The organism is Streptomyces sp. NPDC041814 (genome assembly GCF_055590565.1).
Genome location: NZ_JBVJAM010000008.1, coordinates 317,692 through 342,475, shown reverse-complemented (window position 1 = coordinate 342,475; position 24,784 = coordinate 317,692). Strand labels below are relative to the sequence as shown.

The following is a 24,784-nucleotide window of genomic DNA, read 5'->3' as shown; positions in this document are numbered from 1 at the left end:
GGTCACGCCCCCAGCAGGCTCTGGCCGCAGACCCTGACGACCTGGCCGTTGACGGCGGCGGACGCGGGCTGGGCGAACCAGGCGATGGTCTCGGCGACGTCGACCGGGAGGCCGCCCTGTGCGAGGGAGTTCATCCGGCGGCCCGCCTCGCGGATGAAGAGCGGGACGGCCGCGGTCATCTTCGTCTCGATGAAGCCGGGGGCGACCGCGTTGACCGTGACGTCGTGGTCGGCGGCGGCGCGCGGGGCCAGGGAGCGGACCAGGCCGATGACGCCGGCCTTGCTGGCCGCGTAGTTGGTCTGGCCGTTGTTGCCGGCGATGCCCGCGATGGAGGCGGTGGCGACGATCCGGCCGCCCCGGTTGACCGCGCCCGCCTTCAGCAGCGCGTCGGTGGTGCGCAGGACGCTGTCGAGGTTGACGTCGACGACCTGGGCCCAGCGGTCGGCGGCCATGTTGGCGAGCCGCCGGTCGCGGGTGATGCCGGCGTTGTGGACGAGGACGTCGAGCCCGTCCGGCGCGGCGGCGGCGATGCGTTCGGCGGCGTCCTCGGCCGTGATGTCGAGGGGGAGCGCGGTGGCGCCGAGGCGGTCGGCGGTGCGCACCAGGTCCTCCTGGGCGGAGGGCACGTCCAGGCAGACCACCTGGGCGCCGTCGCGGGCCAGGACCGAGGCGACGGAGGCCCCGATGCCCCGGGCGGCGCCGGTGACCAGGGCGGTCCTCCCGGTGAGGGGGGCGGCCCAGTCGCGGACCTGGCCGGGGGTGGCGTCGGTGACCTCGATGACCTGGCCGCTGACGTACGCGGACCGGGGCGAGAGCAGGAAGCGCAGGGTGGACTCGGCGGAGGCGACGGCGGACGGGGCGATCCGGACCAGCTGCACGGTGGCGCCCCTGCCGATCTCCTTGCCGAGCGAGCGCGTGAAGCCTTCCAGGGCCTGCTGGGCGGCGGCCTGGTGGTGGTCCTCCGGTGAGGGCCGCACCCCGAGGACGACGACCCGGCCGCCCGGGGCCAGTGAGCGGACGACCGGGTGCAGGGCGGCGTGCACCGCGCCCAGCCCGGCGGCGGTGTCCACGGCCGTCGCGTCGAGGACGAGCGCGGCGGGCCGGTCGGCGCGGGCGACGACCTCAAGGCCGGTGGCGGTGAGGAGCGCGGCCACCTCCTCGGTGATCGCGGACCCGCCCGCGGTGAGGTGGAGGACGGGGCCGGTGAGCGTCGGCGTCTCCAGGGTCCAGCGGCGCAGCCGGGCGGGCTGCGGGAGACCGAGTTTCCGGGTGAGGAACTTGCCGGGTGCCGTGCCGGTCAGGTGCAGATAGCGGTCGGCCATTGTCCAGACTCCCTGCTCGGTCGTAGATTTACTCTGGAGTAAGGTTACTCAAGAGTCAGGAGCTGGTCGAGATGAGTTGGTCGAGTTGATTCCCCTCGCACTCCCGCAGCCCCGCCGCGTCGCGGTCATCGGCGGCAGCCGCATCCCGTTCGCCCGCTCCGACGGGCCCTACGCCCAGGTCTCCAACCAGCAGATGCTGACCGCCGCGCTCGACGGCCTGGTCGAGCGGTTCGGGCTCCAGGGGGAGCGCGTCGGCGAGTTCGCGGCGGGCGCGGTCCTCAAGCACAGCCGCGACTTCAACCTGGCCCGCGAGACGGTGCTCGGCTCGCGGCTCGACCCGCGCACCCCCGCGTACGACGTCCAGCAGGCGTGCGGCACGGGGCTCCAGGCGGTGATCGGCGCCGCGAACAAGATCATGCTCGGGGCGATCGACTCGGCCATCGCGGGCGGCACGGACACCACCAGCGACGCCCCGCTCGGCGTCAACGACGAACTGCGCCGGCTGCTGCTCTCCGTCCGGCGCGCGAAGTCGGCGGGCGCCCGCGCGAAGGCCCTCACGGGCGTACGCCCCCGGCACCTCGTCCCGGACATCCCGCGCAACGCCGAACCCCGCACCGGGCTCTCGATGGGTGACCACGCGGCGCTCACCGCCCGGCAGTGGGACATCGGCCGCGCCGAGCAGGACCGCCTCGCCGCCACCAGCCACCAGCGGCTCGCCGCCGCGTACGAACGGGGCTTCCTGGACGACCTCGTCGTCCCGTACCAGGGCCTGGAGCGCGACCAGAACCTGCGCCCGGGCTCCACGGTGGAGAAACTCGCCACGCTGAAGCCCGTGTTCGGCACGGACCACCCCGGCGCCACGATGACCGCGGGCAATTCGACGCCGCTCACGGACGGCGCCGCGACGGTGCTCCTGGCGAGCGAGGAGTGGGCCGAGGCGCACGGACTCGAACCGCAGGCGTACCTCTCGCTGTACGAGACCGCCGCGGTGGACTACGTGAACGGTGAGGACGGGCTGCTGATGGCGCCCGCGTACGCCGTGCCCCGGCTGCTGGAACGGGCCGGGCTCGGGACCGAGGACTTCGACCTCTTCGAGATCCACGAGGCGTTCGCCTCCCAGGTGCTGGCCACGCTGGCCGCCTGGGAGAAGCAGGGGCTCGCGCCCGTCGACCGGGACCGGCTGAACGTCGCGGGTTCGTCGCTCGCCACCGGCCACCCCTTCGCCGCGACGGGCGCCCGCATCGTCGCCACCCTCGCGAAGCTCCTCGCGGAGCGGGACGCCCCGGGCCGCGGGCTGATCTCGATCTGCGCGGCGGGCGGCCAGGGCGTCACGGCGATCCTCGAACGCGGCGCCTCGTCGTCCGACGGGGCGTAGGGGGCCACTGCGCGGGGCCTTCTCCCCTCCCTGCCCCATCCCGGAACCGGGGGGGCCCCCCCCCCCCCCCCCCCCCCCCCCCCCCCCCGGCCGCCCGCGGGGGCGTGGGGGCCCCCGGCGGGGGCCCTCCCCCCCCCCCCCCCCCACCCCGCCCCGGGGCCCCCCCCCGGCCCCCCCCCCCCCCCCCCCGGGGGGGGCGGGGGGGGGCGCCGCCCCCCCCCGCCTCGCACGACCGGTCGTCCCCCCCAGTGAACCGCCCGTCCCCCTTGCCGAGGAGCCGCACGTGTCCACGCCACCCGCCCCTTCCCCCGCCGTCCCCGCCCTGGTCGAGCCGACGCTTGAGCGGGATGCCGACGGCGCCGTCCGGCAGGTCTCCGTACCGGCGTTCGCGCCGCCCGTCCGGCGCGGGTCGCTCGCCGAGATCCCGTTCGACAACGCCCGCGAGGCCCCCGCCGACGCCGTCCTCAGCCGCAAGCAGCCGGACGGCAGCTGGCAGGACGTGTCCGCCGCCGACTTCGCCGCCGAGGTGCTGGCCGTCGCCAAGGGCCTGATCGCGGAGGGGCTGCGCGGCGGCGACCGGATCGCGATCATGGCGCGTACGACGTACGAGTGGACGCTGCTCGACTTCGCGGCCTGGGCGGCGGGCCTGGTCACCGTGCCCGTCTACCCGACCTCGTCCGCCTTCCAGGCCCGCTGGATCCTCCAGGACTCCGGGGCCGTGGCCTGCGCGGTCGAGACCGCCGAGCAGGGCCGCGTCATCAGCCAGGAACGCAAGCAGCTGCACGGGCTCGCGCACCTCTGGCAGTTCGACACGGGCGCCCTCGGGCGGCTGAAGAAGCTCGGGCGGCACCTCCCGGACGACGCCGTCGCCGAGCGCCGCGCGACCCTGGAGCCGGAGACTCCGGCGACCCTGATCTACACCTCGGGGACCACGGGCCGCCCGAAGGGGTGCGTGCTGACCCACGGCAACTTCTTCGCCGAGGTCGACAACGCCATCGAGCTGCTGCACCCGGTCTTCAAGTCGGTGAGCAAGTACCCCGCTTCGACGCTGCTGTTCCTGCCGCTGTCGCACGTCTTCGGCCGGATGGTCGCGATCGGCTGCCTGCGCGCCCGGGTCCGCCTCGGGCACGCGCCGTCGATCAGGACGGAGGACCTGCTCGCGGACCTGGCCGGTTTCAAGCCGTCGTTCCTGCTGGCGATCCCGTACGTCCTGGAGAAGGTCTACAACACGGGCCGGGCCACGGCCGAGAAGATGGGCCGCGCCTCCTCCTTCGACCGGGCCGCCCGGATCGCCGAGCGCTACGGCCAGGCCGTCGAGGCCGCCGAACACGGCACGGGCCCCGGCCCGGGCCTCGGGCTGCGCGCCGCGCGGGCGCTGTACGACCCGCTGGTCTACCGCCGCATCCGGGCGGCGCTCGGCGGGCACGTCCGGTACGCGATCTGCGGCGGCTCCCCGCTGGGGCGGCGGCTCGCGGCGTTCTACGCGGGCGCCGGCATCGAGATCTTCGAGGGCTACGGCCTGACCGAGACGACCGCCGCCGCCACGGTCACCCCGCCGCTCAAGCCCCGCCTGGGCACGGTCGGCTGGCCGATGCCCGGCACCGCCGTACGCATAGCCGAGGACGGGGAGGTGCTGCTCAGCGGCGGGCAGGTGTTCCAGGGGTACTGGGACGCGCAGCGCGGGGCCGCCGTGCCCGTACTGGACGGCGGCTGGTTCGCGACGGGGGACCTGGGCGCGCTCGACGACGACGGCTACCTCACGATCACCGGCCGCAAGAAGGACATCATCATCACGTCGGGCGGCAAGAACGTCACCCCGGCCCCGCTGGAGGACTGGCTGCGCGCCCATCCGCTGGTCAGCCAGTGCATGGTCGTCGGTGACAACCGCTCCTTCGTCACGGCCCTGATCACGCTGGAGGCGGACGGGCTCGCGCACTGGTGCCGGATGCGCAAGAAGCAGGGTGTCCCGATGCGCGACCTCGTCCACGACGAGGAACTGCGCACCACGCTCCAGCGCGCCGTGGACGAGGCCAACCGCCTGGTCTCCCGCGCCGAATCGATCCGCAAGTTCACCGTGCTGCCGGTGGACTTCACGGAGGAGGGCGGCCACCTCACCCCGTCGCTGAAGCTGAAGCGGGACGCGATCGCGCGGGACTTCGCGGCGGAGATCGAGGAGTTGTACCGGAAGTGATGTCCCGTCAGGCCCGGTGATGCCCTGTCAAGTCGGGTGATGCCCCGTCAGGCCGGGGGCTCCGGCGCTTTCGTGTGCAGGATGGCGCGGGCCTGCTCGGCGGCGCGCGCTATCGACTCGGAGACGAAGTCCAGGTAGCGGGACATGTTCTCCAGGCGGGCGCCCGCCGCCGTGTCCGCGCCGAAGACGGGGACGCCCTCGCGGGCGGTCGCGGCGAGCTGGGCGGTCGAGTGGGCGCTCGCCATCATCGACTGGTGCATGATGTCGTCGTCGACCACGTACCGCTCGCGGCGCCCCTCGCGCTCCCGGCGGACCATGCTCTGGGTCTCCAGGAACGCCACCGCCTTGGACACGGAGGCCGGGCTGACCTTCAGGCGGGCGGCGAGCTCCCCGGCGGTGAGGCTGCCGCTGTCGCTGAGGATCAGGGCCGCGAGGACCCTCGACATCATCTGGGGTGCGCCCGAGGCCGTCAGGACGGTCGTGAGGACCTCCTCGTACGCGCCCACCGCCCGGGCGTCCCGGCCGTGGGGCTGCGGGTCCGGCTGCGCGTCGCGGGGTGCGGACTTCTGGCGCCGGTGGGCGCGCTGCTCGGCGGAGCGGTGGGCGAGGTCGGCGCGGTAGCCGGCGGGGCCGCCGTTGCGCGTCACCTCGCGGGTGATGGTCGAGGTGGGGCGGTCCAGTTGCCGGGCGATCTCGGCGTAGGCCAGTCCGTCGGCCAGGCCCCGGGCGATCTGGCGGCGTTCCTGCGGCGTGAGCCTGCCTCCCGGCATCGCGTACTCCTTCGTGGCGCGGGTGCGGCCGTGCGGTGGCCGGTGGGCCGACTATAGCGTTCGCTGGCAGTTCATTGCAACGAATCCTCGATCTATCGTTGCGTTATGCCTGAGCTCATTGCTCCAACTTCTCTGTTCTGACGTGCAATTACACGGTTCATGCGCAGCAAGTGTGTTGCCGAGTTCATGAACGCAACGTAGCGTTTCTCTCATCGGAAAGCGCGAGCCGCCCGGGTTCGCCGCACCGCAGAAGGAGCGCACCATGCCGAAGTTCGACACCCCCGCCGTCGTCACCGCCCACGTGGACATCTCGGCCGGCCACATCCGGTTCATCGCCGCCGACCGCACCGACACCGTGGTCGAAGTCCTGCCCGCCGACGCCTCCAAGAGCCGCGACGCGAAGGCCGCCGGCCGCGTCGAGGTCGCGTACGCCGACGGCGTCCTGGACATCCGGACCGCCACGGAGGGGCGCAACCGGCTCCTCGGCGAGACCGGCTCCGTCGAGATCACCGTCCAGCTGCCCGCCGGGTCGCACGTCGAGGCGAAGGCCGGGGCCGCCGAGTTCCGGGGCGTCGGGCGCCTCGGGGACATCGTCTTCGAGGGCGGCTACCGCTCCGTGAAGGTGGACGAGGCCGCGAGCGCCCGGATCTCGGCGCACGACGGTGCCGTCATCGTCCGCCGCCTCACCGGGCCCGGCGAGCTCAGCACCCAGCGCGGCGACGTGACCGTCGAGGAGGCCACCCGCGGCGAGCTGAACCTCAGCACCCAGGTCGGCGACATCACGGTCGGCGCGGCGCACGGGGTCCCGGCCGTGCTCGACGCGGGCACCGTCGTCGGCCGCATCCACAACGCCCTGAGGAACGACGGCGCGCCCGGCCTGACCATCCGGGCGACCACCACCAAGGGCGACATCACCGCCCGCAGCCTCTGACCAGCCCCCCGCCTCGTAGAACTCCCCACCTCGCAGAAGCAGAAGGAGCCATCCCCATGACGAACCCGGCCATCACGGCGACCGGACTGCGCAAGGCGTACGGCGAGAAGACCGTGCTCGACGGGATCGACCTCAGCATCCCGGCCGGGACGGTGTTCGCGCTGCTCGGTCCGAACGGCGCGGGCAAGACGACCGCCGTCAAGATCCTCTCCACACTCATCCCACCCGGCCAAGGGTCCGGCGCGATCAGCGTCGGGGGCCACGATCTGGCCACCGACGCGCAGGCGGTGCGCGCCGCCATCGGTGTCACGGGACAGTTCTCCGCCGTCGACGGGCTGATCACCGGCGAGGAGAACCTGCTCCTGATGGCGGACCTGCACCACCTGCCGAAGGCCGAGGGGCGGCGCGTCACCGCGGAGCTCCTGGAGCGGTTCGACCTCACGGACGCGGCGAAGAAGCCCGCGTCCACCTACTCCGGCGGCATGAAGCGCCGCCTCGACATCGCGATGACCCTCGTCGGGAACCCGCGCGTCATCTTCCTGGACGAGCCGACCACCGGGCTCGACCCGCGCAGCCGGCACGGCATGTGGCAGATGATCCGCGGCCTGGTCGGCGACGGGGTGACCGTCTTCCTCACCACCCAGTACCTCGAAGAGGCCGACGAACTCGCCGACCGCATCGCCGTCCTGCACAACGGGAAGCTGGTGGCCGAGGGCAGCGCGGAGGAGCTGAAGCGGATCGTGCCCGGCGGGCATGTCCGGCTGCGGTTCAGCGACCCCGCCGCCTACCGGGCCGCGGCGGACCACCTCGGCGGCGACGCCGTCCGCGACGACGCCGCGCTGGCCCTGCAACTCCCCAGCGACGGTACGCAGAGCATCCTGCGCTCCATCCTCGACCGGCTGGACGCCGCCGGGATCGAGGCGGACGAGCTCACCGTGCACACCCCCGACCTGGACGACGTCTTCTTCGCCCTGACCGAGGCCGACGCCACCGCGACCATCCCCGCCCCGACCAAGGAGTCCGTCCGATGAGTACTCTCTCCCTCGCCGTGCGCGACTCGGCCACGATGCTGCGCCGCAACCTCCTGCACGCCAGGCGCTACCCCTCGCTCACCCTCAACCTGCTGCTCACCCCGGTGATGCTGCTCCTGCTGTTCGTCTACATCTTCGGCGACACCATGAGCGGCGGCGCGGGCCGCGACGCGTACATCGCGTACATCGTGCCCGGCATCCTGCTCATGACGATCGGCTCGACCACCGTCGGCACCGCCGTCTCGGTCTCCATGGACATGAGCGAGGGGATCATCGCCCGCTTCCGCACCATGGCCATCCACCGGGGCTCGATCCTCTTCGGCCATGTGGTGGGCAGTGTCCTGCGGACGCTGATGAGCGTCGTCTTCGTCGGGGCGGTCGGGGTGGCCATGGGCTTCCGCTCCACCGACGCCACCGTCCTGGAATGGCTCGGCGCCCTCGGCCTGCTCGCCCTGTTCGCCCTGGCCTTCACCTGGATCGCCGTGGGCATGGGCCTGGGCAGCCCCAACGCGGAGGCCGCGAGCAACAACGCGACGCCGCTGATCCTGCTGCCCCTGATCTCCAGCGCGTTCGTCCCGCTGGACTCGATGCCCGGCTGGTTCCAGCCGATCGCCGAGTACCAGCCCTTCACCCCGGCGATCGAGACCCTGCGCGGGCTGCTGCTCGGTACGGAGATCGGCAACAGCGGCTGGATCGCGCTCGGCTGGTGCGTGGGCCTCGCGGTCCTCGGCTACTACTGGTCCCGGGCGCAGTTCGACCGCGAACCGAAGTAGGGCGTGGCCGGCGGACACCGCCGGCAGCGTCTCAGGGCGGCGCACACCGACGGGACGTCGGCTGTGCGCCGCCTTCTGCGTGTCCGGGCGGCATGTTTGTCGATATCAAGCATCTTGACATCAAGAGAATATCCCGGCAGGCTTCCGCGGGTCGATGGATCTCTTGATGTCGAGATACTTGGGGGTACGAGGTGGAGCGCGTCCGGGGCGGGAGCCAACAGGCGGGTCTGCTGGCCCAGTTGCGGAACCCGCCGGGCGGCAGGGACGCCCGGATCATGCTGCGCGCCCTGGCCGTCGACCGCACCGGCACCGGCCTGTGGGCGGCCTCCTCGGTGCTCTACCTGACCTTCGTCACCCACCTCAGCGCCCAGCAGATCGGCGTCCTGCTCGGCACCGCGGGCGTGGCGGGCATCGCGGGCTCCCCGCTCGCCGGGCGCCTCGCGAGCCGCTTCCCGGTGCGCCCGCTGCTGATCGGCTGCCACCTGCTGCGCCTGGTGACGCTCGCGCTGGTGCTGCTCTGTACGCGGTTCGAGGCGCTGCTCGTCGTGGTCGCCGTGACCTATCTGGGGGACAGGGCTGCCAAGACCCTGGAGATGCTGTTCGCCACCCGCGCGGCGGGCGAACGGCGCGCCGCCTACCAGGCGTTGTCCCGCAGCGCCGCCAACGCGGGCTACGGGCTGGGCGCCGGGCTCGCCGCGATCGGCCTGGCGGCCGGAACGGCGGACGCGTACCGCGCGCTGATCCTCGGCAACGCGCTCTCCTTCCTCGTCGCCGCCGCGCTGGTGTGGCGTACGGGGGAGCCGGGCGGGGCGGTGAAGGCGGCGACGCCCCAGGCGCGCCGCTCGGGCGCCACGAGCCCCTGGCGGGACCGGGGCTACCTCCGCTTCGTGCTCCTCGACATCCCGATGAACCTGGACGACTCGGTCCTCGGCGTCGGCCTCCCGCTCTGGCTCGTCAGCCGCACCTCCGCCCCGCACGCCCTCGTCCCGGCCTTCCTGGTCATCAACACCGTGCTGGTCGTCCTGCTCCAACTCGCCTTCTCCCGCCGGGCGGAGGGCCCGCGCGGAGCGACGCGGGCGGTGCTGCTGTACGGCGTGCTGCTCTTCGTCACCTGCGCCCTGCTGGCCACGTCCACCGGTTGCGGCACCTGGACGGCGGCCGGGGTCCTGCTCGCGGCGGCGGTCCTGGTCACGATGGCGGAGCTGATGCGCTCGGTCAGCTCCTGGGAACTGGCCGTCCTGCTCGCCCCGCCGGACGCACGGGCCGCCTACCTCGGCGTGGCGGGCATGTCCCAGTCCATCCAGAAGTCGGCGGGCCCGCCGCTGCTCACGGGCGTGGTGATGGCCGCGGGGCCGGGGGGATGGCTGGCGCTCGGCGTCGCCGTGGCGGGGCTGGCTGTGTGGCAAAGGCGCTGCTGCGAGCGGCGGTTGGGTGCGGCGGAGGCGCCCGAGCCGGTGGCCGGGGCGGCCTGAGCGCGGGCGGTCGCCCCGTCGCGGGCCCCTCCGGCGGACGGCCCGTGCCCCGGTTCTACGCTGTGCCGACGCGGCAGCCCCGGGAGCCGGGGCGGGCCGCGACGAGGAGGGGACATGCGAAGACACGTGCTGTGGAGCACGGTGGCCGCCGTGGCGGCCATGACCGTGCTCGGCACGACGGCGGCCCACGCCGAGGGGCGGGGCGACATCCGGATCACGAAGGGGGTGTCGAACAACGGCAAGAGCGTAGTCGTGGGCGTCAGCAGGCATGTGACCTTCCCGGTCAAGCTGACGATCAAGGACGACTCCGGTGTGAAGAGCCTGCGCGACATCTGGGCGAACAGCTCCACGACGCACTGGGGCGCCCCGCCCGAGTGGGACGGTGCCACCTGCAAGAAGCTGAGTGCCACCACGTCGGAATGCACGGCGACGATGCGTTTCGTACCGGCGTACCTGCCCGGCTACAGCGAGGACAACGCCAACGACGCGACCGGCCGTTGGTGCGCGTACGGCAACGTGAAGGCAAACGACGGCGACTACTGGATCTTCGACTGCCTCGCCCCGTTCAACCTCAAGCGCGCCGCGACCCTGACCACCGCCGCGACCGGCCCGAGCCCGCTCTCCGGTGGCAAGCAGGTCAAGGTCACCGGCACGCTGAGCCGGGCGGACTGGGAGGCGCTGAAGTACCGGGGATACGCCGGTCAGAGCGTTCAGCTCCAGTTCCGGAAGGCGGGCGCGAGCGCGTACCAGACCGTGAAGACGGTCAAGACGAACAGCTCGGGGCGTCTCTCCACGACCGTGACCGCGAGCGGTTCGGGCAGCTGGCGCTGGTTCTACCCCGGCACGTCCACCACTGCGCAGATCGCCTCGGCGGGTGACACGGTGACGCTGGGGCCGGCGACGATGCGCGCTCCGTACGTCATGCACGCGGCGACTCGGGGCTGACGCGGCTCCGGGGGCGGCCGGGTGACCACGTACCCGGCCGCCCGCCTGTACGGTCTCGGTTTCACGCCCCTGACCGCATACGTTGGAGCGTCACGGGACAACGACGGAGGTGCCTTCGTATGCGGATCGCCACCACGATCTTCCTCACCGACGAGACGATCACCCCGGTGCGGCTGGCGCACCAGCTCGAACAGCGCGGGTTCGCCGGGCTGTATCTGCCCGAGCACACCCACATCCCGGTGAGCAGGGACACCCCCTACCCGGCGGGTGGCGAGCTGCCCCGCGAGTACGGACGCACCCTCGACCCCTTCGTCGCGCTCGCCCAGGCCGCGGCGGTGACCGAGCGGCTGGCCCTGGGCACGGGCATCACGCTGATCGCCCAGCACGACCCGATCGACCTGGCCAAGCAGATCGCGACCCTGGACCACCTCTCCGAGGGCCGCTTCACCCTGGGCATCGGCTACGGCTGGAACGTCGAGGAGGCCGCCGACCACGGCGTCGAGTGGTCGGCCCGCCGCCGCCTGGGCAGTGAGCGGCTTGCGCTGATGCGGGCGCTGTGGGCAGCGGAACCCACCGCGTACGAGGGGGAGTTCGGCTCCGTACGCGCCAGTCACGCGTACCCCAAGCCGCACCGCCCGCAGGGCCCCCGCACCCTGATCGGCGGCGCGGCGGGCCCCCGGCTGTTCGACCGCATCGCGGAGTCCGCCGACGGCTGGCTCCCCATCGGCGGCGGGGGCCTCACGGACTCCCTGCCCCGTCTCCGTACCGCCTGGGAAACCGCCGGACGCGACCCGAAGGACCTCCACGTCGTCCCGTACGCGGTCCTCCCGTCCCCCGGCAAACTGTCCCGCCTCGCGGACCTGGGCATCGAGGAGGTCGTCCTCCAACTGCCCCCGGCCCCGGAACCGGAGGTGCTGCGGACGCTGGACGCGTACGCGGCGTATCTGTAGGAATCCGCTGTTGCTCCGCCCCACGAGAGGGACCCCTGTGGACACCACCTGCGACGAACGGCTGGCCGCGTTCTCCCGCGAGCGGCTGGACGGGCTGCCCGTGCCGGACGACCTGCGGGTGCTGCTGCTCGCGCACTGGGAGGGCCGCACGGACTTCGACCACCTGCTGGGCCTGGAACACTTCGAGGAGGGCGAACTCCATCCCTTTCTGGACACCGGCTACCTGAGCGAGCAGGAGCTGGCCGACCCGGAGATGCAGGCCGTCAACGCGGGGGTCGCGCGGCTGGTGGAGTACGTCAAGCTCGTCGTCAAGGGCGGCAAGGGGTGGGTCGGCTACTGGGTCCATCCGGACGAGCCGGTGCGGCGGCCCATCGAGCTGGACACGGAGTTCACGCTCTGGCAGATGACCGGCTCCACCCTGACGGAGGCCCTCGCCGTCGAGCAGTCCGCCGTTCAGGACGAACCGGATGAGCGCGTCGCGTTCGGGCAGCTGGCCGCCCGACTCGCCGCCCTGGGGCTCCCGCTGGGCACCACGGACTACGACGCGCTGGACGACAGCGACTACGCGGTGGACCCGGAGAAGCTGATGGAGACCCTGATCGAGGCGGAGCGCGTCGCACGCGGGCTGGGGTGAGGAGCGGGGCTCAGGTCCGGCGCGCCACGAACACGTGCTCCAGGCCGGGGCGGTCGGGCGCCTCGCGGACGTCCTCCAGGGCGTATCCCGCCCGTCGACGCGGTGGGGCCGGTCTGCGTGCTGCCGGAGGCGAGGTCGCCGCGGTCGGGTTCGAGCGGGTCGTAGAGCGCGGCGAGGAGCGGGTGCGCGAAGCAGTCGTCAGCCATGGCGTCGAACGTAGGCGGAGGCCGGACCGGGCGGCGAGCGGATTTCGGGCCCGGGCCCCTGGCGGTGGACCTGCGCCCGAGGGCCGCCCCCGCTGCTTCGGTCGCCTGTTCGGACCCCGGTGATAGCTTGGCAGGCCAGTTCTTGGCGTGTACATCGATGCTTGGGGGACCCATGAAGCAGTCCGTACGGAGTCGAGTGGTGGCCGCCGCGGCGGCCGGGACGCTGGCGCTGTTCTTCGTCTCGGGCTGTTCGTTCAGCTTCGGCGGCGACAAGGTCGTCAAGAAGGACGAGGTCGCCAAGCAGGCGTCCGCCGGTCTCAAGAAGGAGGCCGGCCGCGCCCCCGAGGACGTGACCTGCGAGCACGACCTCAAGGCGAAGGTCGGCGAGTCCGTGCACTGCACGCTCACGGACAGCGGCAAGAAGCTCGGCATGACCGTCACCGTGAAGTCCGTCGACGGTGACAAGGTGAACATGGACTACAAGCTGGACGACAGCGCGGGCGCCGGCTCCGGCGCCTCCGCCGACCCCCAGCCCAGCGATTCGGCCCAGCCGTCCGACTCCGCGGGCACCGACACCGGCGCGTCCGGTTCCGTCCCCAGGGCCGAGGTCGCCCGCCAGGGCAAGGCCGCTCTCGCCGCCCAGCTGGGCAAGCAGCCCGACGCCTTCTCCTGCCCGGCGGACCTGCCCGCCAAGGCCGGCGCCACGATCCGCTGCCAGATGGCCGACAGCGGCAAGCAGTACGGAGTGACGGTCACCGCGAAGTCGGTGGTCGGCGGCAAGGTCAACATGGACTTCAAGGCGGACGAGACTCCGGGCGGCTGAGGCGTCCGGCCCACCCGGGCGTCGGCGCCGCTCCGGGCGCGTCCCTCGTCGCCGGCCGGTCAGCTCACCTTGCCCACCGGGCTGACCTCGATCGTCCCGGCGTCCTCGCCGCCGTCGGTGACGGGGAGCGTGCCTCCCGGCCACCTCAGGGTGACGTGCTCGGTCTCGTTCGGAGGCGTCACCGCCATGTCCGTCAGCTTCACGCCGGTGCCGCCGGTGTTGTTGACCGGGTACGTGATGGTGAAGGCGGCGGCCTCGCCCTGCTTGAGGATCTGCGGCACGACCTGATCGGCGTTGCGGTCCACGGAGAAGGTGTCGCCCAGGGACGTGCTCAGATCGACCCCCGGGAAGCCACTGATGCGGCAGTCGCCGCCGGTGTTCTTGAAGGTGACGGTGACGAGGCCGACCGTCTTGTCCGTGGTGTTGTCGGCGGCGGACGCCTGCAGTTTGCCGGTGCGGCAGATGTCGACCGTGCCGCTGCTCCCGCCGGTGGCGGTGCTGCCGCCCTGGTCGCCTCCGCCGGTGCTGCCGCCCTGGTCCGCCCCGCCGGTGCCGCCCGCTTGGCCGCTCCCGCCGGTGCTGCCTCCTTGGCCGCTCCCGCCCGTCGACGCGGTGGGGCCGGTCTGCGTACTGCCCGACGCGAGGTCGTCGCCGTTGCAGGCGGTGAGGGCGAGGGTGAGGGCGGCGGTGAGCGCCGCGCCGACGGTGGCGGTGCGCTTGCGGGAGCGGAACGTCGTGCGCATGTGGAATCCCCGTGTGTGTGGCGGTCGATGACAGAGATGCGGTCGCGGCCCGGAACACGGGGCGAGTCGCCACCCCCCTTGACCTGCGGACACGTGAACCATCCCGCCCACCGCTGATATTTGGCTAACGCCTCGCATACGTCCTGCGGTCGTCCTCGGCACGGCACCACCCGCCCCGTAACGACTGGGTGGGGCCGGGCGGACGGCGAGCGCCGGGGCAGGGCTCGCCGTCCGGACTTTCAGCCCTGGCGCGCGTACGTGACGAACGCGGACCAGGCCGTGGGCGCCACGTCGAAGTGGGGGCCGGGGACGTTCTTCGAGTCACGGACGTGGACGGCGGTCGCGCAGGACGCGACCTCGATGAGGGCGGGCACGGGCTGCGCCTGGTCGCGGCGCCGGCGGCGGAGTGGGGCGTCGCCGAGCGGGTCGTCGGCAAGACCGTATGGGCGCGGGTGGCCCCGGGGCGGTGAGGCCCTACGCCCCCGACAGCACCACCAGCTCCCGCGTCGCCCGCGTCATCGCCACGTACCGGTCCACCGCCCCGCCGACCCCCTCCCCGAAGCGCTCCGGTTCGACCAGGATCACGAGGTCGAACTCCAGGCCCTTCGACAGCGTCGGGGTCAGTGCGCGGACGCGCGGCGACGGCGGGCGGAAGTCCGCCGGGGCGCCGATGACGCAGGCGGTGCCCTCGGGGTGGGTCGTCAGCCAGGCGTCGAGGACGGCGGGCAGATCCGTGACCGGCCCGCGGGCGACGGGGATGCCGCTGCTGCGGATGGACACCGGGACGTTGGCGTTCGGCAGGGCGGCCCGGATGACCGGCTCCGCGGCCGTCATGATCTCCTCCGGCGTGCGGTAGTTGACCGTCAGCGCGGAGAGCGTGATCCGGTCCAGGCCGACCCGCTCCAGCCGCTCCCGCCACGACTCCGTGAAGCCGCGCCGGGCCTGCGCGCGGTCACCGACGATCGTGAAGCTGCGCGAGGGGCACCGCTGGAGCAGCATCTGCCATTCCGCGTCGGTCAGTTCCTGCGCCTCGTCCACCACCACATGGGCGAACGGGCCCGCCAGCGCGTCTCGTTCGGCGTTGGACAGCGCGTCCGGGTCGAGCAGCGTGTCCTGGAGGTCCCGGCCGCGCAGCATCCCCACCGCACCCTGGCTCTCGTCGATCTCCGCGTTCTCCAGGAGGCTGTCGATCGCCTCCGCCCGGCGTGCCCGCTCGGCGGCGGCCGTCGCCTCGTTGCGGCGCCTGCGGCGGGCCGCGTCCGGGTCCCCGAGCCGCTGCCGGGCCGCGTCCAGGACCGGCAGGTCGGCGACCGTCCACGCCTGGGGCTCGGACCGCTGGAGCAGGGCCACCTCCTCGCGGGTGAGCCAGGGCGCGCACGTTCGCAGATAGGCCGGGACGGACCAGAGGTCGCCGACCAGGTCCGCCGCGTCCAGCAGGGGCCAGGCCCGGTCGAAGGCCGCCATCAGCTCGCGGTCGCGCAGCAGCGCCTGCCGGACCAGGTGGTCCGGGACCTCCTCGTCCTGCCGGTCCGCGTGCTTCTCGGCCAGGATCGTCAGGATCTCCTCCAGGACCGCGTCGCGCGCCTCGTTGTGCGGGACACCCGGCGCCGACTCGAAGGCCACGGCCCACTCGGCGGCGGTCAGCCGGACGTCCGCCCAGGGCGTCGTCACGGTCAGGCCGTCGGACGGCGGCTCCTCGTAGAACGCGACGGCCGCCTCGACCGCCCGCACCAGCTCCGCCGACGCCTTCAGCCGGGCCGCCTCCGGATCGGCCTCGGGCACGGCCGCCGCGCCCTCCGGGACGAGGTCGCGCAGGGTGCACGTACGCACCCCGTCCTCACCGAGGCTCGGCAGCACATCGGCGACGTACCCCAGATACGGCTGGTGCGGGCCGACGAAGAGGACGCCGCCGCGCCGGTGCCCGAGGCGCGGGTCCGCGTGCAGGAGGTACGCGGCACGGTGCAGGGCGACGACCGTCTTGCCGGTGCCCGGGCCGCCGTCCACGACAAGCGCGCCGCGCGAACCGGCCCGGATGATCGCGTCCTGGTCCGCCTGGATCGTGCCCAGCACGTCCCGCATCCGGGCCGACCGGTTGGTGCCCAGGCTCGCGATGAACGCCGACTGGTCGTCCAGCGCGGCGTGCCCGGCGAAGGCGTCCGGGGTGAACACCTCGTCCCAGTAGTCGCTGACCCGGCCGCCGGTCCACCGGTAGCGGCGGCGGCTCGCCAGGCCCATCGGGTTGCCGTGCGTCGCCCCGAAGAACGGCTCGGCGGCCGGAGAGCGCCAGTCCGTCAGCAGACGGCGGCCCTCGCTGTCCGTGAGGCCGAGCCGTCCCACGTACACCGGCTCGGAGCCGTCCGCCCCGGCCATGTGGCCGAGGCACAGGTCCAGGCCGAAGCGGCGCAGGGTGCGCAGCCGGGCGGTCAGCCGGTGGATCTCCGCGTCCCGGTCCATCCCCTGCCGCCCCAGCCCGCCGGGGGCGCGACGGGCGGTGTCGAGGGCGGCGGTCAGTTCGGCGACGGTCTCCTCCAGGCAGCGCGCGATCGCCGCGAAGTGGAGCTCGTCCCCTGCGGTCAGGGCCGGGTCCGCCTTGGCCGCGGCCCGGTCGCCGGTCAGTGCGAAGGCGCTCGTGGTGGCGGTGGTGTGCATCGGTTCGGGCACTACGCGAAACTCCCAAATACGGCAGGTGACTGGCTCGGATCAGCGATTGTGCGGGACAAGGGGGGCCTTGCGGCAAGGCCCCCCTTGCGCTATACGTTGAGAGTGGCCGGAGGTGACTGTCCCCTCCCGCCCGCCGGTGAACACCCCCGGCACCCCGCACCACCGCTCCCGCCCCGCCCGCCCTGCCGCGTGATTGGCAGGCACACGGCATACTTGGCCGCCGGAACACGGGGGGAGCGCCGAGCGCATGGCGTACGGATCGGACGGGGCGGAGCTGCCCGAGAGGGTCGGCGGATACGCCGTGGAGCGGGAACTCGGCGCCGGAGGCATGGGCGTCGTCTATCTGGCGCGGTCCCGGGGCGGGCGTGCCGTCGCCGTGAAGGTGGCGCGGTCCGAGCTCGCCACCGACGCGCACTTCCGCGAGCGGTTCCGGGCGGAGGTCGAGGCGGCCCGGAGCGTCGGCGGATTCCACACGGCACCCGTGGTCGACGCGGACCCCGACGCGGCCGCGCCCTGGCTGGCCACGGCCTACATCCCCGGGCCCACGCTCTCCGCCCTCGTGGAGGCCGAGGGGCCCATGGACGAGCCGCGGCTGCGGCAGCTGGGCGCCGCCCTCGCCGAGGCGCTGGCCGCCATCCACCGCTGCGGGCTCGTCCACCGCGACCTGAAGCCGGGCAACATCATCATGGCGGCGGACGGGCCGCGCGTCCTGGACTTCGGCATCGCCCGGGCCCTGGAATCGACCCGGCTCACCGCGACCGGAATGGCCTTCGGAACGCCGGGGTTCCTCGCCCCCGAGCAGGCCCAGGGGTTCCAAGTCGGCCCCCCTGCGGATGTGTTCGCCCTGGGCGCCGTGCTCGTCGCGGCGGCGGGCGGCAGCGCGTTCGGGGCGGGGACGCCCATGGGGATGATGTACCGGTCGGTGCACGAGGCGCCGGATCTGAACGCGGTGCCGGAAGGGGTGCGGGACGTCGTGGCGGCCTGCCTGGCGAAGGAGCCCGGCGAGCGGCCCGCGCCGGAGGCGCTGTTGGACCTGTTCGCGCCGGGGGGCCCGGTGCACGTCCCGACCATGCCCGTACGGCCGCGGGAGCCCGGGCAACCCGCGCCCGCGCCCCCCGCCTATCCGCCGGGCACCGGGACCCCGCCCCCGTACCCGCCGGTGATGCCGTCCCCCTACGGTCCGTCCCCGTACACCCCCTCGCCCTATCCGCCCGCCGTCGCGGCCCACAATCCGTACGCCCAGGGGCCCGCCGCCGGACCCTGGCAGCAGGCGGCGCCCGCCGGTCCCGTCACCGACATCGGGTTCGTCGGCGTGGGCACGGACGCGTCGCTGGTGATCGACGCGCTGGGCGTCGAGTTCCAGGCGAAGAACGGCCATGAACTGCAGTTCTCCTGGGAGGAGATCGGCCGGATCGACTACGCGGTGCGAGGGCCCAAGCTCCTCGTGGTCACCGTCCGTCTGCGCGCGGGCGCCGTCCACACCTGGACGCTGACCGCCCGCAACCGCTCCCGCTTGCGGGAATGGACCCAGGACCTGCCGCTGATCCTGGAGTACTACGCGTAATCCGGGCTCCGGCCACCCGCTCGTATGCTCGGTGGCATGACCGATCCTCAGAGCGGACCCCCCACCACCAACTCGATGCGGCGCGCGCTCAAGCGTGCGCGTGACGGAGTCGCACTCGACCGGGCGGAGGCCGCCGTGCTGCTCCAGGCGCGCGGCGACGACCTGACGGATCTCGCGGCCTCCGCCGCCCGGGTGCGGGACGCGGGCCTGGCGGCGGCGGGGCGGCCGGGGGTCATCACGTACTCCCGCAAGGTCTTCATCCCGCTGACCCGGCTCTGCCGCGACAAGTGCCACTACTGCACCTTCGTCACCGTGCCGGGCAAGCTCCGCCGGGCCGGGCACGGCATGTTCCTGTCGCCCGACGAGGTGCTGGCCATCGCCCGCGAGGGCGCCGCGATGGGCTGCAAGGAGGCCCTTTTCACGCTCGGGGACCGGCCGGAGGACCGCTGGCCCGAGGCCCGCGAGTGGCTGGAGGCCGAAGGGTACGACGACACCCTCGCGTACGTGCGCGCCATGGCGATCCGGGTCCTGGAGGAGACGGGGCTGCTGCCACACCTCAACCCCGGGGTGATGAGCTGGACGGACCTCCAGCGGCTGAAGCCGGTCGCGCCGTCCATGGGCATGATGCTGGAGACGACCGCGACCCGCCTGTGGTCCGAGCCCGGCGGCCCGCACCACGGCTCCCCGGACAAGGAACCGGCCGTACGGCTGCGGGTGCTTGAGGACGCGGGCCGGTCCAACGTGCCGTTCACCACGGGCATCCTGATCGGCATCGGCGAGTCGTATGAGGAGCGCGCGGACTCCCTCTTCGAGCTGCGCCGGACCGCCCGGGCCTACCACGGCATCCAGGAGGTCATCGTCCAGAACTTCCGGGCCAAGCCGGACACCGCGATGCGCGGCATGCCGGACGCGGAGCTGGAGGAGCTGGCCGCCGCGATCGCCGTCGCCCGGCACATCCTCGGCCCGTCCGCCCGCATCCAGGCCCCGCCGAACCTGGTCGACGCGGAGTACGCGCTGCTCATCGGCGCGGGCATCGACGACTGGGGCGGCGTGTCACCGCTCACCCCCGACCACGTCAACCCCGAGCGCCCCTGGCCGCACATCGACGAGCTCGCCGCCCGCACCGCCGATGCGGGCTTCGAGCTGCGTGAACGCCTCACCATCTACCCGGAGTTCATCCAGCGCGGCGAACCCTGGCTGGACCCGCGCCTGCTCCCGCACGTCCGCGCGCTCGCCGACCCGGAGACCGGGCTCGCCCGCGAGGGCGCCATTCCGGCGGGGCTGCCCTGGCAGGAGCCGGACGAGGGGTTCAACGCCTCCGGCCGCACCGACCTGCACCGCACCATCGACACGGAGGGCCGCACCGGCGACCGCCGCGACGACTTCGACGTCGTCTACGGGGACTGGGAGGCGCTGCGCGAGGCGGCGGCCCCCGGCATGGTGCCGTCCCGGATCGACGGGGACGTGCGCGCGGCGCTGAGCCAGGCGGCGGACGACCCGACGAAGCTCACCGACGACCAGGCGCTCACGCTGCTGCACGCGGAAGGACCGGCCCTGGACGAGCTGTGCCGGATCGCGGACGCGCTGCGGCGGGACGTGGTCGGCGACGACGTCACGTACATCGTCACGCGGAACATCAACTTCACCAACGTCTGCTACACCGGCTGCCGCTTCTGCGCCTTCGCCCAGCGCCGCACCGACGCCGACGCGTACACCCTCTCGCTCGACCAGGTCGCGGACCGGGCCGCCCAGGCGTGGGACGTGGGCGCGGTCGAGGTGTGCATGCAGGGCGGCATCCACCCGGACCTGCCCGGCACGGCGTACTTCGACATCGCGCGGGCGGTGAAGGAGCGGGTGCCCGGCATCCACGTCCACGCGTTCTCGCCGATGGAGGTCGTCAACGGGGCCACCCGCACCGGCATGTCGATCCGGGACTGGCTGACCGCCGCGAAGGAGGCCGGGCTCGGCTCGATCCCGGGCACGGCGGCCGAGATCCTGGACGACGAGGTCCGCTGGGTCCTCACCAAGGGCAAGCTGCCCACCGCGACCTGGCTGGAGGTCATCAGGACCGCCCACGAGGTGGGCCTGCGGTCCTCCTCCACCATGATGTACGGCCACGTCGACCAGCCCCGCCACTGGCTCGGCCACCTGCGCACCCTGGCCGCGCTCCAGCAGGAGACCGGCGGCTTCACGGAGTTCGTGACGCTCCCCTTCATCCACACCAACGCACCGGTCTACCTCGCGGGGATCGCCCGCCCCGGCCCGACCGACCGCGACAACAGGGCCGTCACCGCGATGGCCCGCCTCCTCCTGCACCCGCACATCACCAACATCCAGACCAGCTGGGTCAAGCTCGGCACGGAGGGCGCCGCCGAGATGCTCCGCTCCGGCGCGAACGACCTGGGCGGCACGCTCATGGAGGAGACCATCTCCCGCATGGCCGGGTCGAGTTACGGCTCCTACCGCTCGGTCCGCGACCTGGAGGCCATCGCGGAACTCGCGGGCCGCCCGGCGAAGCCGCGTACGACGCTGTACGGAGAGGTCCCGGCGGAGCGGGTGGCGGCGGCCGGAGCCTCGGACGGCCATCTGCCGGAGCTGTTGCCGGTGCTGGGGGACTGAGGGGGCGGGCGCGGTCAGTCCAGGCGGCGGGGGCCGCCCAGGAGGGCCGCCTCGACCTCGGTCGGGACCATCTTGACCAGCTTGTGGTGCTCCTGGGTGCACCACAGGACCATGTCGTCGCCGAGCTGGGACAGCGCCTCCGCGTTCTGCCGGGGCAGGCGCATGAGGCGGCCCAGGACCGCCGCCTCCTCCGGGGAGACCCGCTGGATGCCGACGAGCCCCGCGTCCCGCACCAGCGTCGGCGCCGCCGGGCCCAGGAACGGCAGCAGCGTCAGCACGGACTGCCAGGGGCCCGGCGCCAGTCTGCTGCGCGGGGGCCGCACCCCGCAGTCCCGGACCACCAGAACCGGGCCCGCGACCGACGCGCCCTGCGGACCCACCTGCCGCACGTCGTGCACCGTCATGCACTGCTGTCCGCCGCCCGCGTCCCGCGCGAGCCCCGCCCACACCTGCGGCCGGCCCGACTCGACGGCGACGCGTGCCCCGGTCCCGGCCGTGCGCAGCGCCAGGACCTGGGCGGTCCAGAGTCCGCCGATGAGCACGACGTCCAGCTGGGCGGGGCGGAAGAGGCCGAGCACCGCGGGCCGCCCCTGCGCGTCGCTGCCCGCGACGACCCCGTCGTCCCCGAGCGGCAGCTCCAGGGCGGCGAGCTGCTCGGCGGGCAGAGCGTGCCGGTCCCGGCGCGGTCCGAGCAGGCCACGCCCGGCGCGGGCGCGGGGCCGGTCGGCGGGGGGCGGGGCGGGTGCCGGGGCCGCGGGACTCGTGCCGGGCGTGTTCAACGGGTGCCTCCGAGGGGCAGGGTGGCCAGCACACCGGGCAGCTGCTCGCGGTCCAGCCGCACCAGGCCGACCCGCACCGCACGAGCTGAGCGCTCCAACTGGCGCCGCAACGCCATGAGTTCGTCATGTCCGCGGGCGGTGAGCCGGACATGGCCGGTGACGGCGGACGTGCCGCCCCCACCGCGCGACACCGTCAGGCTGAACGTGCTGACCGGGGCACGCGTCGACGTCAGGGCCGCCACCACCCGCGCCGACGCCGCCGCCCCCGCGCCCAGGTGCGGCCAGCGGCCCACCCAGTACGTGGTGTGCCACCGGTCGTCGCAGCGCCAGGCCCGGCCGGTCTCCTCGGTCCGCCGCGCGGACGCGTCCGGCCGGACCGCGGGCGCAGCGGCCTGGGCAGTCACCCCGGCGGACGTCGCGAGGGCGGACGTCACCTCGGCCTCGGTCAGGATGCGGGCGCCGAGGCCGTCCGCCGTCAGCCGGCTCGCCAGGTGGTCCGCGGCCCTCAGCAGCGAGCGCTGCGCCCCGCCCAGCCCGCCGCCACGCGCCTGCACGGCCTCCGGGCACAGCTTCGGGTCCAGCTTCAGGGCGATCCACGTCAGCCTGACCGCCGGGGTGCCGGTCTGCGCCTGGAGCGGCCCGTACGAGCGTGCGGCGACGGCGTGCTCCGGCAGGGGCGGGCCGGGGGCGGGCTGGGTGTGCTGCACGACCTGTACGGACTCCAGCCGGATGCCGTCCGCGTCCAGCGCCTCGCGCAGCACGCCCAGGTTCAGTGGACGCGTGTCCCGGCCCGCCCGCAGCGGGGTGTCGCGCGGTTGCACCAGGAGCACCGCCGTCAGGAACGTGCCGTCGCCCACCATGCCGACCCCGCGCCCGCGCTGCCGGTCGGTGTAGGTGTACGTGCGCAGCGCGGCCTCGCACTCAAGGACCGGGGCCAGCACGGGATCCGCCCCCTCGCCCGGCAGGGGCTGCCGTGCCGCCCGCAGCCGGGCCCGCAGCGCCAGCGACGCCCTGATCCGGTCTAGCACCGGACGCCCACGCCACCGCAGGGCCGCCGTCAGCACCAGCACCGCCGCGACCAGGCCCGCGGACGCCGGCAGGACCCGGTCCGTCACCCATGCGGCCAGCAACAGCGCGCCTGCGATCTCCACCAGCACCAGCTGGTGCAGCCGCACCCCGCCGATCCTTCCGGGACGTGGCCGCAACCTCGCCACTCCGGTCGTCGTGCTGCTCATCCCCCGGTAAGTCCCCTCGTTTCAAGGCACTTGGTGTGCGGAACCCTGGCCAACGCTATCGCCCCCGGGCCCCGCGGCAGGGCGGCGGCGGGCATAGTGGGGGCGGTTCGCGGAGCGTCCGACCACGGGGAGAAGCAGGGCAGATGGCATCACGGCGGGACGAACTCAACGCCTATACCTTCGCGAAGAAGAGACTGGTCGCCGCCTTTCTGCAACCCTCGGCGGCCGGAACCGACGAGTCCGCGCCGCGTCCGCTGCGGGCCGTGGTTCCGGGTGTGGTGATCGGTGCCCTGCTGCTCGCCGGTTTCGGCGCCTGGGGCATATTCAAACCCAAGGTCCCCGGCGGCTGGACCGAGCCGGGCGCCCACGTCATCGTCGGCGGTGATTCGACCACCCGCTACGTGGTGTTGGAGACCAAGGGCGTCAAGCGCCTGCACCCGGTGCTGAACTTCGCCTCGGCGAAGCTGCTCCTGGACCCCGACAAGTCCTCCGTGATGCAGGTCCCGGAGTCCGAGCTGGACAGCGGCAAGCTGCAACGGGGCCCGATGCTCGGCATACCGTACGCACCCGACCGGCTGCCCGGCGCGGCGGAGGCGGGCCGCAGCAAGCTGTGGGCGGTCTGCGAGCAGCCGGGCGCCGGCTCGGGGGACACCGTGCAGAAGGCGGTGTTCCTGCTCGCCGACCGGGAGGCCGGCAAGGTCGGCGGCAAGCGGCGCCTGCACGACGGGCAGGCCCTCTACGTCCAGGCGGCCGGGGGCGACGGCACCCGCTATCTGGTGGACGCGGACGGCACCCGGCACGCGATCGGCACCACCGGGGGCGGCAAGCCCTCGGCCCGCGACGAGGTGCTGCGGCGCGCGCTGTTCAGCGAGGGCGCCCGGCCCCAGAAGGTCACGAAGGACTGGCTCGGCACCCTGCACGCCGGTTCGGCCGTCGTCTTCCCGAAGCTCCCCGGCAAGGTCGGGGACCCGGCCGGCATCGACGGCCTGGACCCCCGACTCAACCGGGTGGGCACCGTCCTCAAGGCCGTCGCCGGTACCGGGATGCAGCACTACGTCGTCCTGCCGGGCGCGGTGTCACCGGTCTCCGGCCTGGTGGCCCGGCTGCTCCTGACGAGCCCGGAGGCGGAGGTGCTGGGTCAGAAGGCACGGCCCGCCGAGGTCGCTCCGCAGTCCTTCACCTCGTCGCCCGACGAGTTCTACGCGGAGCAGGGCTGGCCCGACAGCGTCCCCGCCCAGGCCAACGACACCGACGCCCGCAAGGGGACCGTCTGCAGCGTGCTGCACGGCGTCGACGCCAAGGGCGTGCCCGCACTCTCCACCTGGGCAGGTCCCGGATATCCGGTGAGCTTCATGGACGGCGCGACCAGCGCGTACGTCACCCCGGGCAGCGGCATGCTGTACCGGCAGTTCAGCGGGGCCTCGCCCGGGACCGGGTCGGTCTTCCTGGTGACGGACACGGGTCTGCGGTACGCCGTGCAGAGCAACAACGACAGCAGCGCCGGCTCCACGGAGATCGGCGCGACCGCGAGCCCCGGGACGCCCCAGGACCAGGCCGCCGAGGTCAACCAGGCGCAGATCAGGCTCGGTTATCAGAACGTGAAGCCGCTTCCGGTGCCGGAGAACTGGTCGAACCTGCTACCCAAGGGGCCGCGCCTCGACACGAACAGCGCCAAACAGCCGCAGAGTTCCTGAGCCGGAAGGAGAGGGGCGCGAAATGATCACCCGTAACGCATTCCGTTCCACGGCCGTCCTCCTGCT

General features: G+C 73.5%; 20 protein-coding genes. 13 read left to right on the top strand and 7 right to left on the bottom strand.

Features of this window, described 5'->3' with window-relative positions:
* Nucleotides 1-2: 2 nt before the first annotated feature.
* Nucleotides 3-1,322 carry a 3-oxoacyl-ACP reductase gene (locus ACZ6C6_RS22040; RefSeq protein WP_469204968.1) on the bottom strand — a complete coding sequence of 440 codons (1,320 nt, stop codon included), beginning with the start codon at nt 1,320-1,322 and terminating at the stop codon, nt 3-5.
* A 76-nt stretch (nt 1,323-1,398) separates the two neighbouring features.
* Between ACZ6C6_RS22040 and ACZ6C6_RS22035 the strand changes: the two genes are divergently transcribed.
* Both ACZ6C6_RS22035 and ACZ6C6_RS22030 read left to right on the top strand, forming a co-directional pair.
* Nucleotides 1,399-2,697 (top strand): acetyl-CoA C-acetyltransferase, encoded by a 1,299-nt coding sequence (locus tag ACZ6C6_RS22035; protein WP_469204967.1) that lies wholly within the window; start codon nt 1,399-1,401, stop codon nt 2,695-2,697.
* A 283-nt stretch (nt 2,698-2,980) separates the two neighbouring features.
* Nucleotides 2,981-4,888, top strand: coding sequence for an AMP-dependent synthetase/ligase (locus tag ACZ6C6_RS22030; RefSeq protein ID WP_469204966.1), 1,908 nt, complete (start codon nt 2,981-2,983; stop codon nt 4,886-4,888).
* 47 nt (nt 4,889-4,935) lie between these two features.
* Here ACZ6C6_RS22030 and ACZ6C6_RS22025 read toward each other — a convergent pair whose 3' ends face one another.
* Nucleotides 4,936-5,658, bottom strand: a complete 723-nt coding sequence (locus tag ACZ6C6_RS22025; protein WP_469204965.1) for a helix-turn-helix domain-containing protein — start codon at nt 5,656-5,658, stop codon at nt 4,936-4,938.
* 262 nt (nt 5,659-5,920) lie between these two features.
* Between ACZ6C6_RS22025 and ACZ6C6_RS22020 the strand changes: the two genes are divergently transcribed.
* From ACZ6C6_RS22020 to ACZ6C6_RS21985, 8 genes are all read left to right on the top strand, one after another.
* Nucleotides 5,921-6,589, top strand: coding sequence for a DUF4097 family beta strand repeat-containing protein (locus tag ACZ6C6_RS22020; protein WP_469204964.1), 669 nt, complete (start codon nt 5,921-5,923; stop codon nt 6,587-6,589).
* 56 nt (nt 6,590-6,645) lie between these two features.
* Nucleotides 6,646-7,620, top strand: a complete 975-nt coding sequence (locus ACZ6C6_RS22015) for an ATP-binding cassette domain-containing protein (RefSeq protein WP_469204963.1) — start codon at nt 6,646-6,648, stop codon at nt 7,618-7,620.
* The gene (locus ACZ6C6_RS22010) at nt 7,617-8,393 is read left to right on the top strand and encodes an ABC transporter permease (RefSeq protein ID WP_469204962.1); all 777 of its coding nucleotides are present in this window, start codon (nt 7,617-7,619) and stop codon (nt 8,391-8,393) included. The genes ACZ6C6_RS22015 and ACZ6C6_RS22010 overlap by 4 nt, the downstream gene beginning before the upstream one ends.
* Nucleotides 8,394-8,584: 191 nt before the next feature.
* On the top strand, nt 8,585-9,865 hold the full coding sequence (locus tag ACZ6C6_RS22005) for an MFS transporter (RefSeq protein WP_469204961.1): 1,281 nt from the start codon (nt 8,585-8,587) through the stop codon (nt 9,863-9,865).
* Nucleotides 9,866-9,979: 114 nt separating this feature from the next.
* Nucleotides 9,980-10,810: a hypothetical protein gene (locus ACZ6C6_RS22000; protein ID WP_469204960.1), complete on the top strand. Its 831-nt coding sequence runs from the start codon at nt 9,980-9,982 to the stop codon at nt 10,808-10,810.
* Nucleotides 10,811-10,929: 119 nt separating this feature from the next.
* Entirely contained in the window at nt 10,930-11,760 is an 831-nt protein-coding gene (locus ACZ6C6_RS21995) for an LLM class F420-dependent oxidoreductase (protein WP_469204959.1), read from the top strand.
* Nucleotides 11,761-11,797: 37 nt separating this feature from the next.
* A complete protein-coding gene (locus tag ACZ6C6_RS21990) occupies nt 11,798-12,394 on the top strand; it encodes a hypothetical protein (protein ID WP_469204958.1) in 597 nt (198 codons plus the stop codon).
* A 378-nt stretch (nt 12,395-12,772) separates the two neighbouring features.
* On the top strand, nt 12,773-13,423 hold the full coding sequence (locus tag ACZ6C6_RS21985) for a DUF4333 domain-containing protein (RefSeq protein WP_469204957.1): 651 nt from the start codon (nt 12,773-12,775) through the stop codon (nt 13,421-13,423).
* A gap of 59 nt (nt 13,424-13,482) precedes the next feature.
* Here the strand turns inward: ACZ6C6_RS21985 and ACZ6C6_RS21980 are convergent, their stop codons facing one another.
* The 3 genes from ACZ6C6_RS21980 to helR all read right to left on the bottom strand — a co-directional run bounded on the left by ACZ6C6_RS21980 (nt 13,483) and on the right by helR (nt 16,815).
* Nucleotides 13,483-14,166 carry a DUF4232 domain-containing protein gene (locus tag ACZ6C6_RS21980; RefSeq protein WP_469204956.1) on the bottom strand — a complete coding sequence of 228 codons (684 nt, stop codon included), beginning with the start codon at nt 14,164-14,166 and terminating at the stop codon, nt 13,483-13,485.
* A 239-nt stretch (nt 14,167-14,405) separates the two neighbouring features.
* Nucleotides 14,406-14,540, bottom strand: coding sequence for a DUF397 domain-containing protein (locus ACZ6C6_RS21975; protein ID WP_469204955.1), 135 nt, complete (start codon nt 14,538-14,540; stop codon nt 14,406-14,408).
* 100 nt (nt 14,541-14,640) lie between these two features.
* A complete protein-coding gene (helR, locus tag ACZ6C6_RS21970; RefSeq protein ID WP_469205031.1) occupies nt 14,641-16,815 on the bottom strand; it encodes an RNA polymerase recycling motor ATPase HelR in 2,175 nt (724 codons plus the stop codon).
* Nucleotides 16,816-17,074: 259 nt separating this feature from the next.
* On the opposite strand from helR, the gene ACZ6C6_RS21965 reads away from it, so the two are divergent.
* Entirely contained in the window at nt 17,075-18,391 is a 1,317-nt protein-coding gene (locus tag ACZ6C6_RS21965) for a serine/threonine-protein kinase (RefSeq protein ID WP_469204954.1), read from the top strand.
* A gap of 36 nt (nt 18,392-18,427) precedes the next feature.
* Nucleotides 18,428-21,010 carry a bifunctional FO biosynthesis protein CofGH gene (locus ACZ6C6_RS21960; RefSeq protein WP_469204953.1) on the top strand — a complete coding sequence of 861 codons (2,583 nt, stop codon included), beginning with the start codon at nt 18,428-18,430 and terminating at the stop codon, nt 21,008-21,010.
* Between the two features lie 14 nt (nt 21,011-21,024).
* Here the strand turns inward: ACZ6C6_RS21960 and ACZ6C6_RS21955 are convergent, their stop codons facing one another.
* The gene (locus ACZ6C6_RS21955) at nt 21,025-21,789 is read right to left on the bottom strand and encodes a hypothetical protein (protein ID WP_469204952.1); all 765 of its coding nucleotides are present in this window, start codon (nt 21,787-21,789) and stop codon (nt 21,025-21,027) included.
* Complete coding sequence (eccE, locus tag ACZ6C6_RS21950) at nt 21,786-22,964, bottom strand: type VII secretion protein EccE (protein ID WP_469204951.1); 1,179 nt, start codon at nt 22,962-22,964, stop codon at nt 21,786-21,788. The genes ACZ6C6_RS21955 and eccE overlap by 4 nt, the downstream gene beginning before the upstream one ends.
* Before the next feature lie 203 nt (nt 22,965-23,167).
* On the opposite strand from eccE, the gene eccB reads away from it, so the two are divergent.
* Nucleotides 23,168-24,718: a type VII secretion protein EccB gene (gene eccB / locus ACZ6C6_RS21945; protein WP_469204950.1), complete on the top strand. Its 1,551-nt coding sequence runs from the start codon at nt 23,168-23,170 to the stop codon at nt 24,716-24,718.
* Nucleotides 24,719-24,784: the final 66 nt, after the last annotated feature.

Coding starts and splice junctions, on each gene's coding strand:
- ACZ6C6_RS22015 (WP_469204963.1), top strand. CDS start 6,646: ATGACGAACCCGGCCATCACGGCGACCGGACTGCGCAAGGCGTACGGC.
- ACZ6C6_RS22040 (WP_469204968.1), bottom strand. CDS start 1,322: ATGGCCGACCGCTATCTGCACCTGACCGGCACGGCACCCGGCAAGTTC.
- ACZ6C6_RS21980 (WP_469204956.1), bottom strand. CDS start 14,166: ATGCGCACGACGTTCCGCTCCCGCAAGCGCACCGCCACCGTCGGCGCG.
- eccB (WP_469204950.1), top strand. CDS start 23,168: ATGGCATCACGGCGGGACGAACTCAACGCCTATACCTTCGCGAAGAAG.
- ACZ6C6_RS21985 (WP_469204957.1), top strand. CDS start 12,773: ATGAAGCAGTCCGTACGGAGTCGAGTGGTGGCCGCCGCGGCGGCCGGG.
- ACZ6C6_RS21995 (WP_469204959.1), top strand. CDS start 10,930: ATGCGGATCGCCACCACGATCTTCCTCACCGACGAGACGATCACCCCG.
- ACZ6C6_RS22000 (WP_469204960.1), top strand. CDS start 9,980: ATGCGAAGACACGTGCTGTGGAGCACGGTGGCCGCCGTGGCGGCCATG.
- ACZ6C6_RS21960 (WP_469204953.1), top strand. CDS start 18,428: ATGACCGATCCTCAGAGCGGACCCCCCACCACCAACTCGATGCGGCGC.
- ACZ6C6_RS22025 (WP_469204965.1), bottom strand. CDS start 5,658: ATGCCGGGAGGCAGGCTCACGCCGCAGGAACGCCGCCAGATCGCCCGG.
- ACZ6C6_RS22020 (WP_469204964.1), top strand. CDS start 5,921: ATGCCGAAGTTCGACACCCCCGCCGTCGTCACCGCCCACGTGGACATC.
- ACZ6C6_RS21965 (WP_469204954.1), top strand. CDS start 17,075: ATGGCGTACGGATCGGACGGGGCGGAGCTGCCCGAGAGGGTCGGCGGA.
- helR (WP_469205031.1), bottom strand. CDS start 16,815: ATGCACACCACCGCCACCACGAGCGCCTTCGCACTGACCGGCGACCGG.
- ACZ6C6_RS22010 (WP_469204962.1), top strand. CDS start 7,617: ATGAGTACTCTCTCCCTCGCCGTGCGCGACTCGGCCACGATGCTGCGC.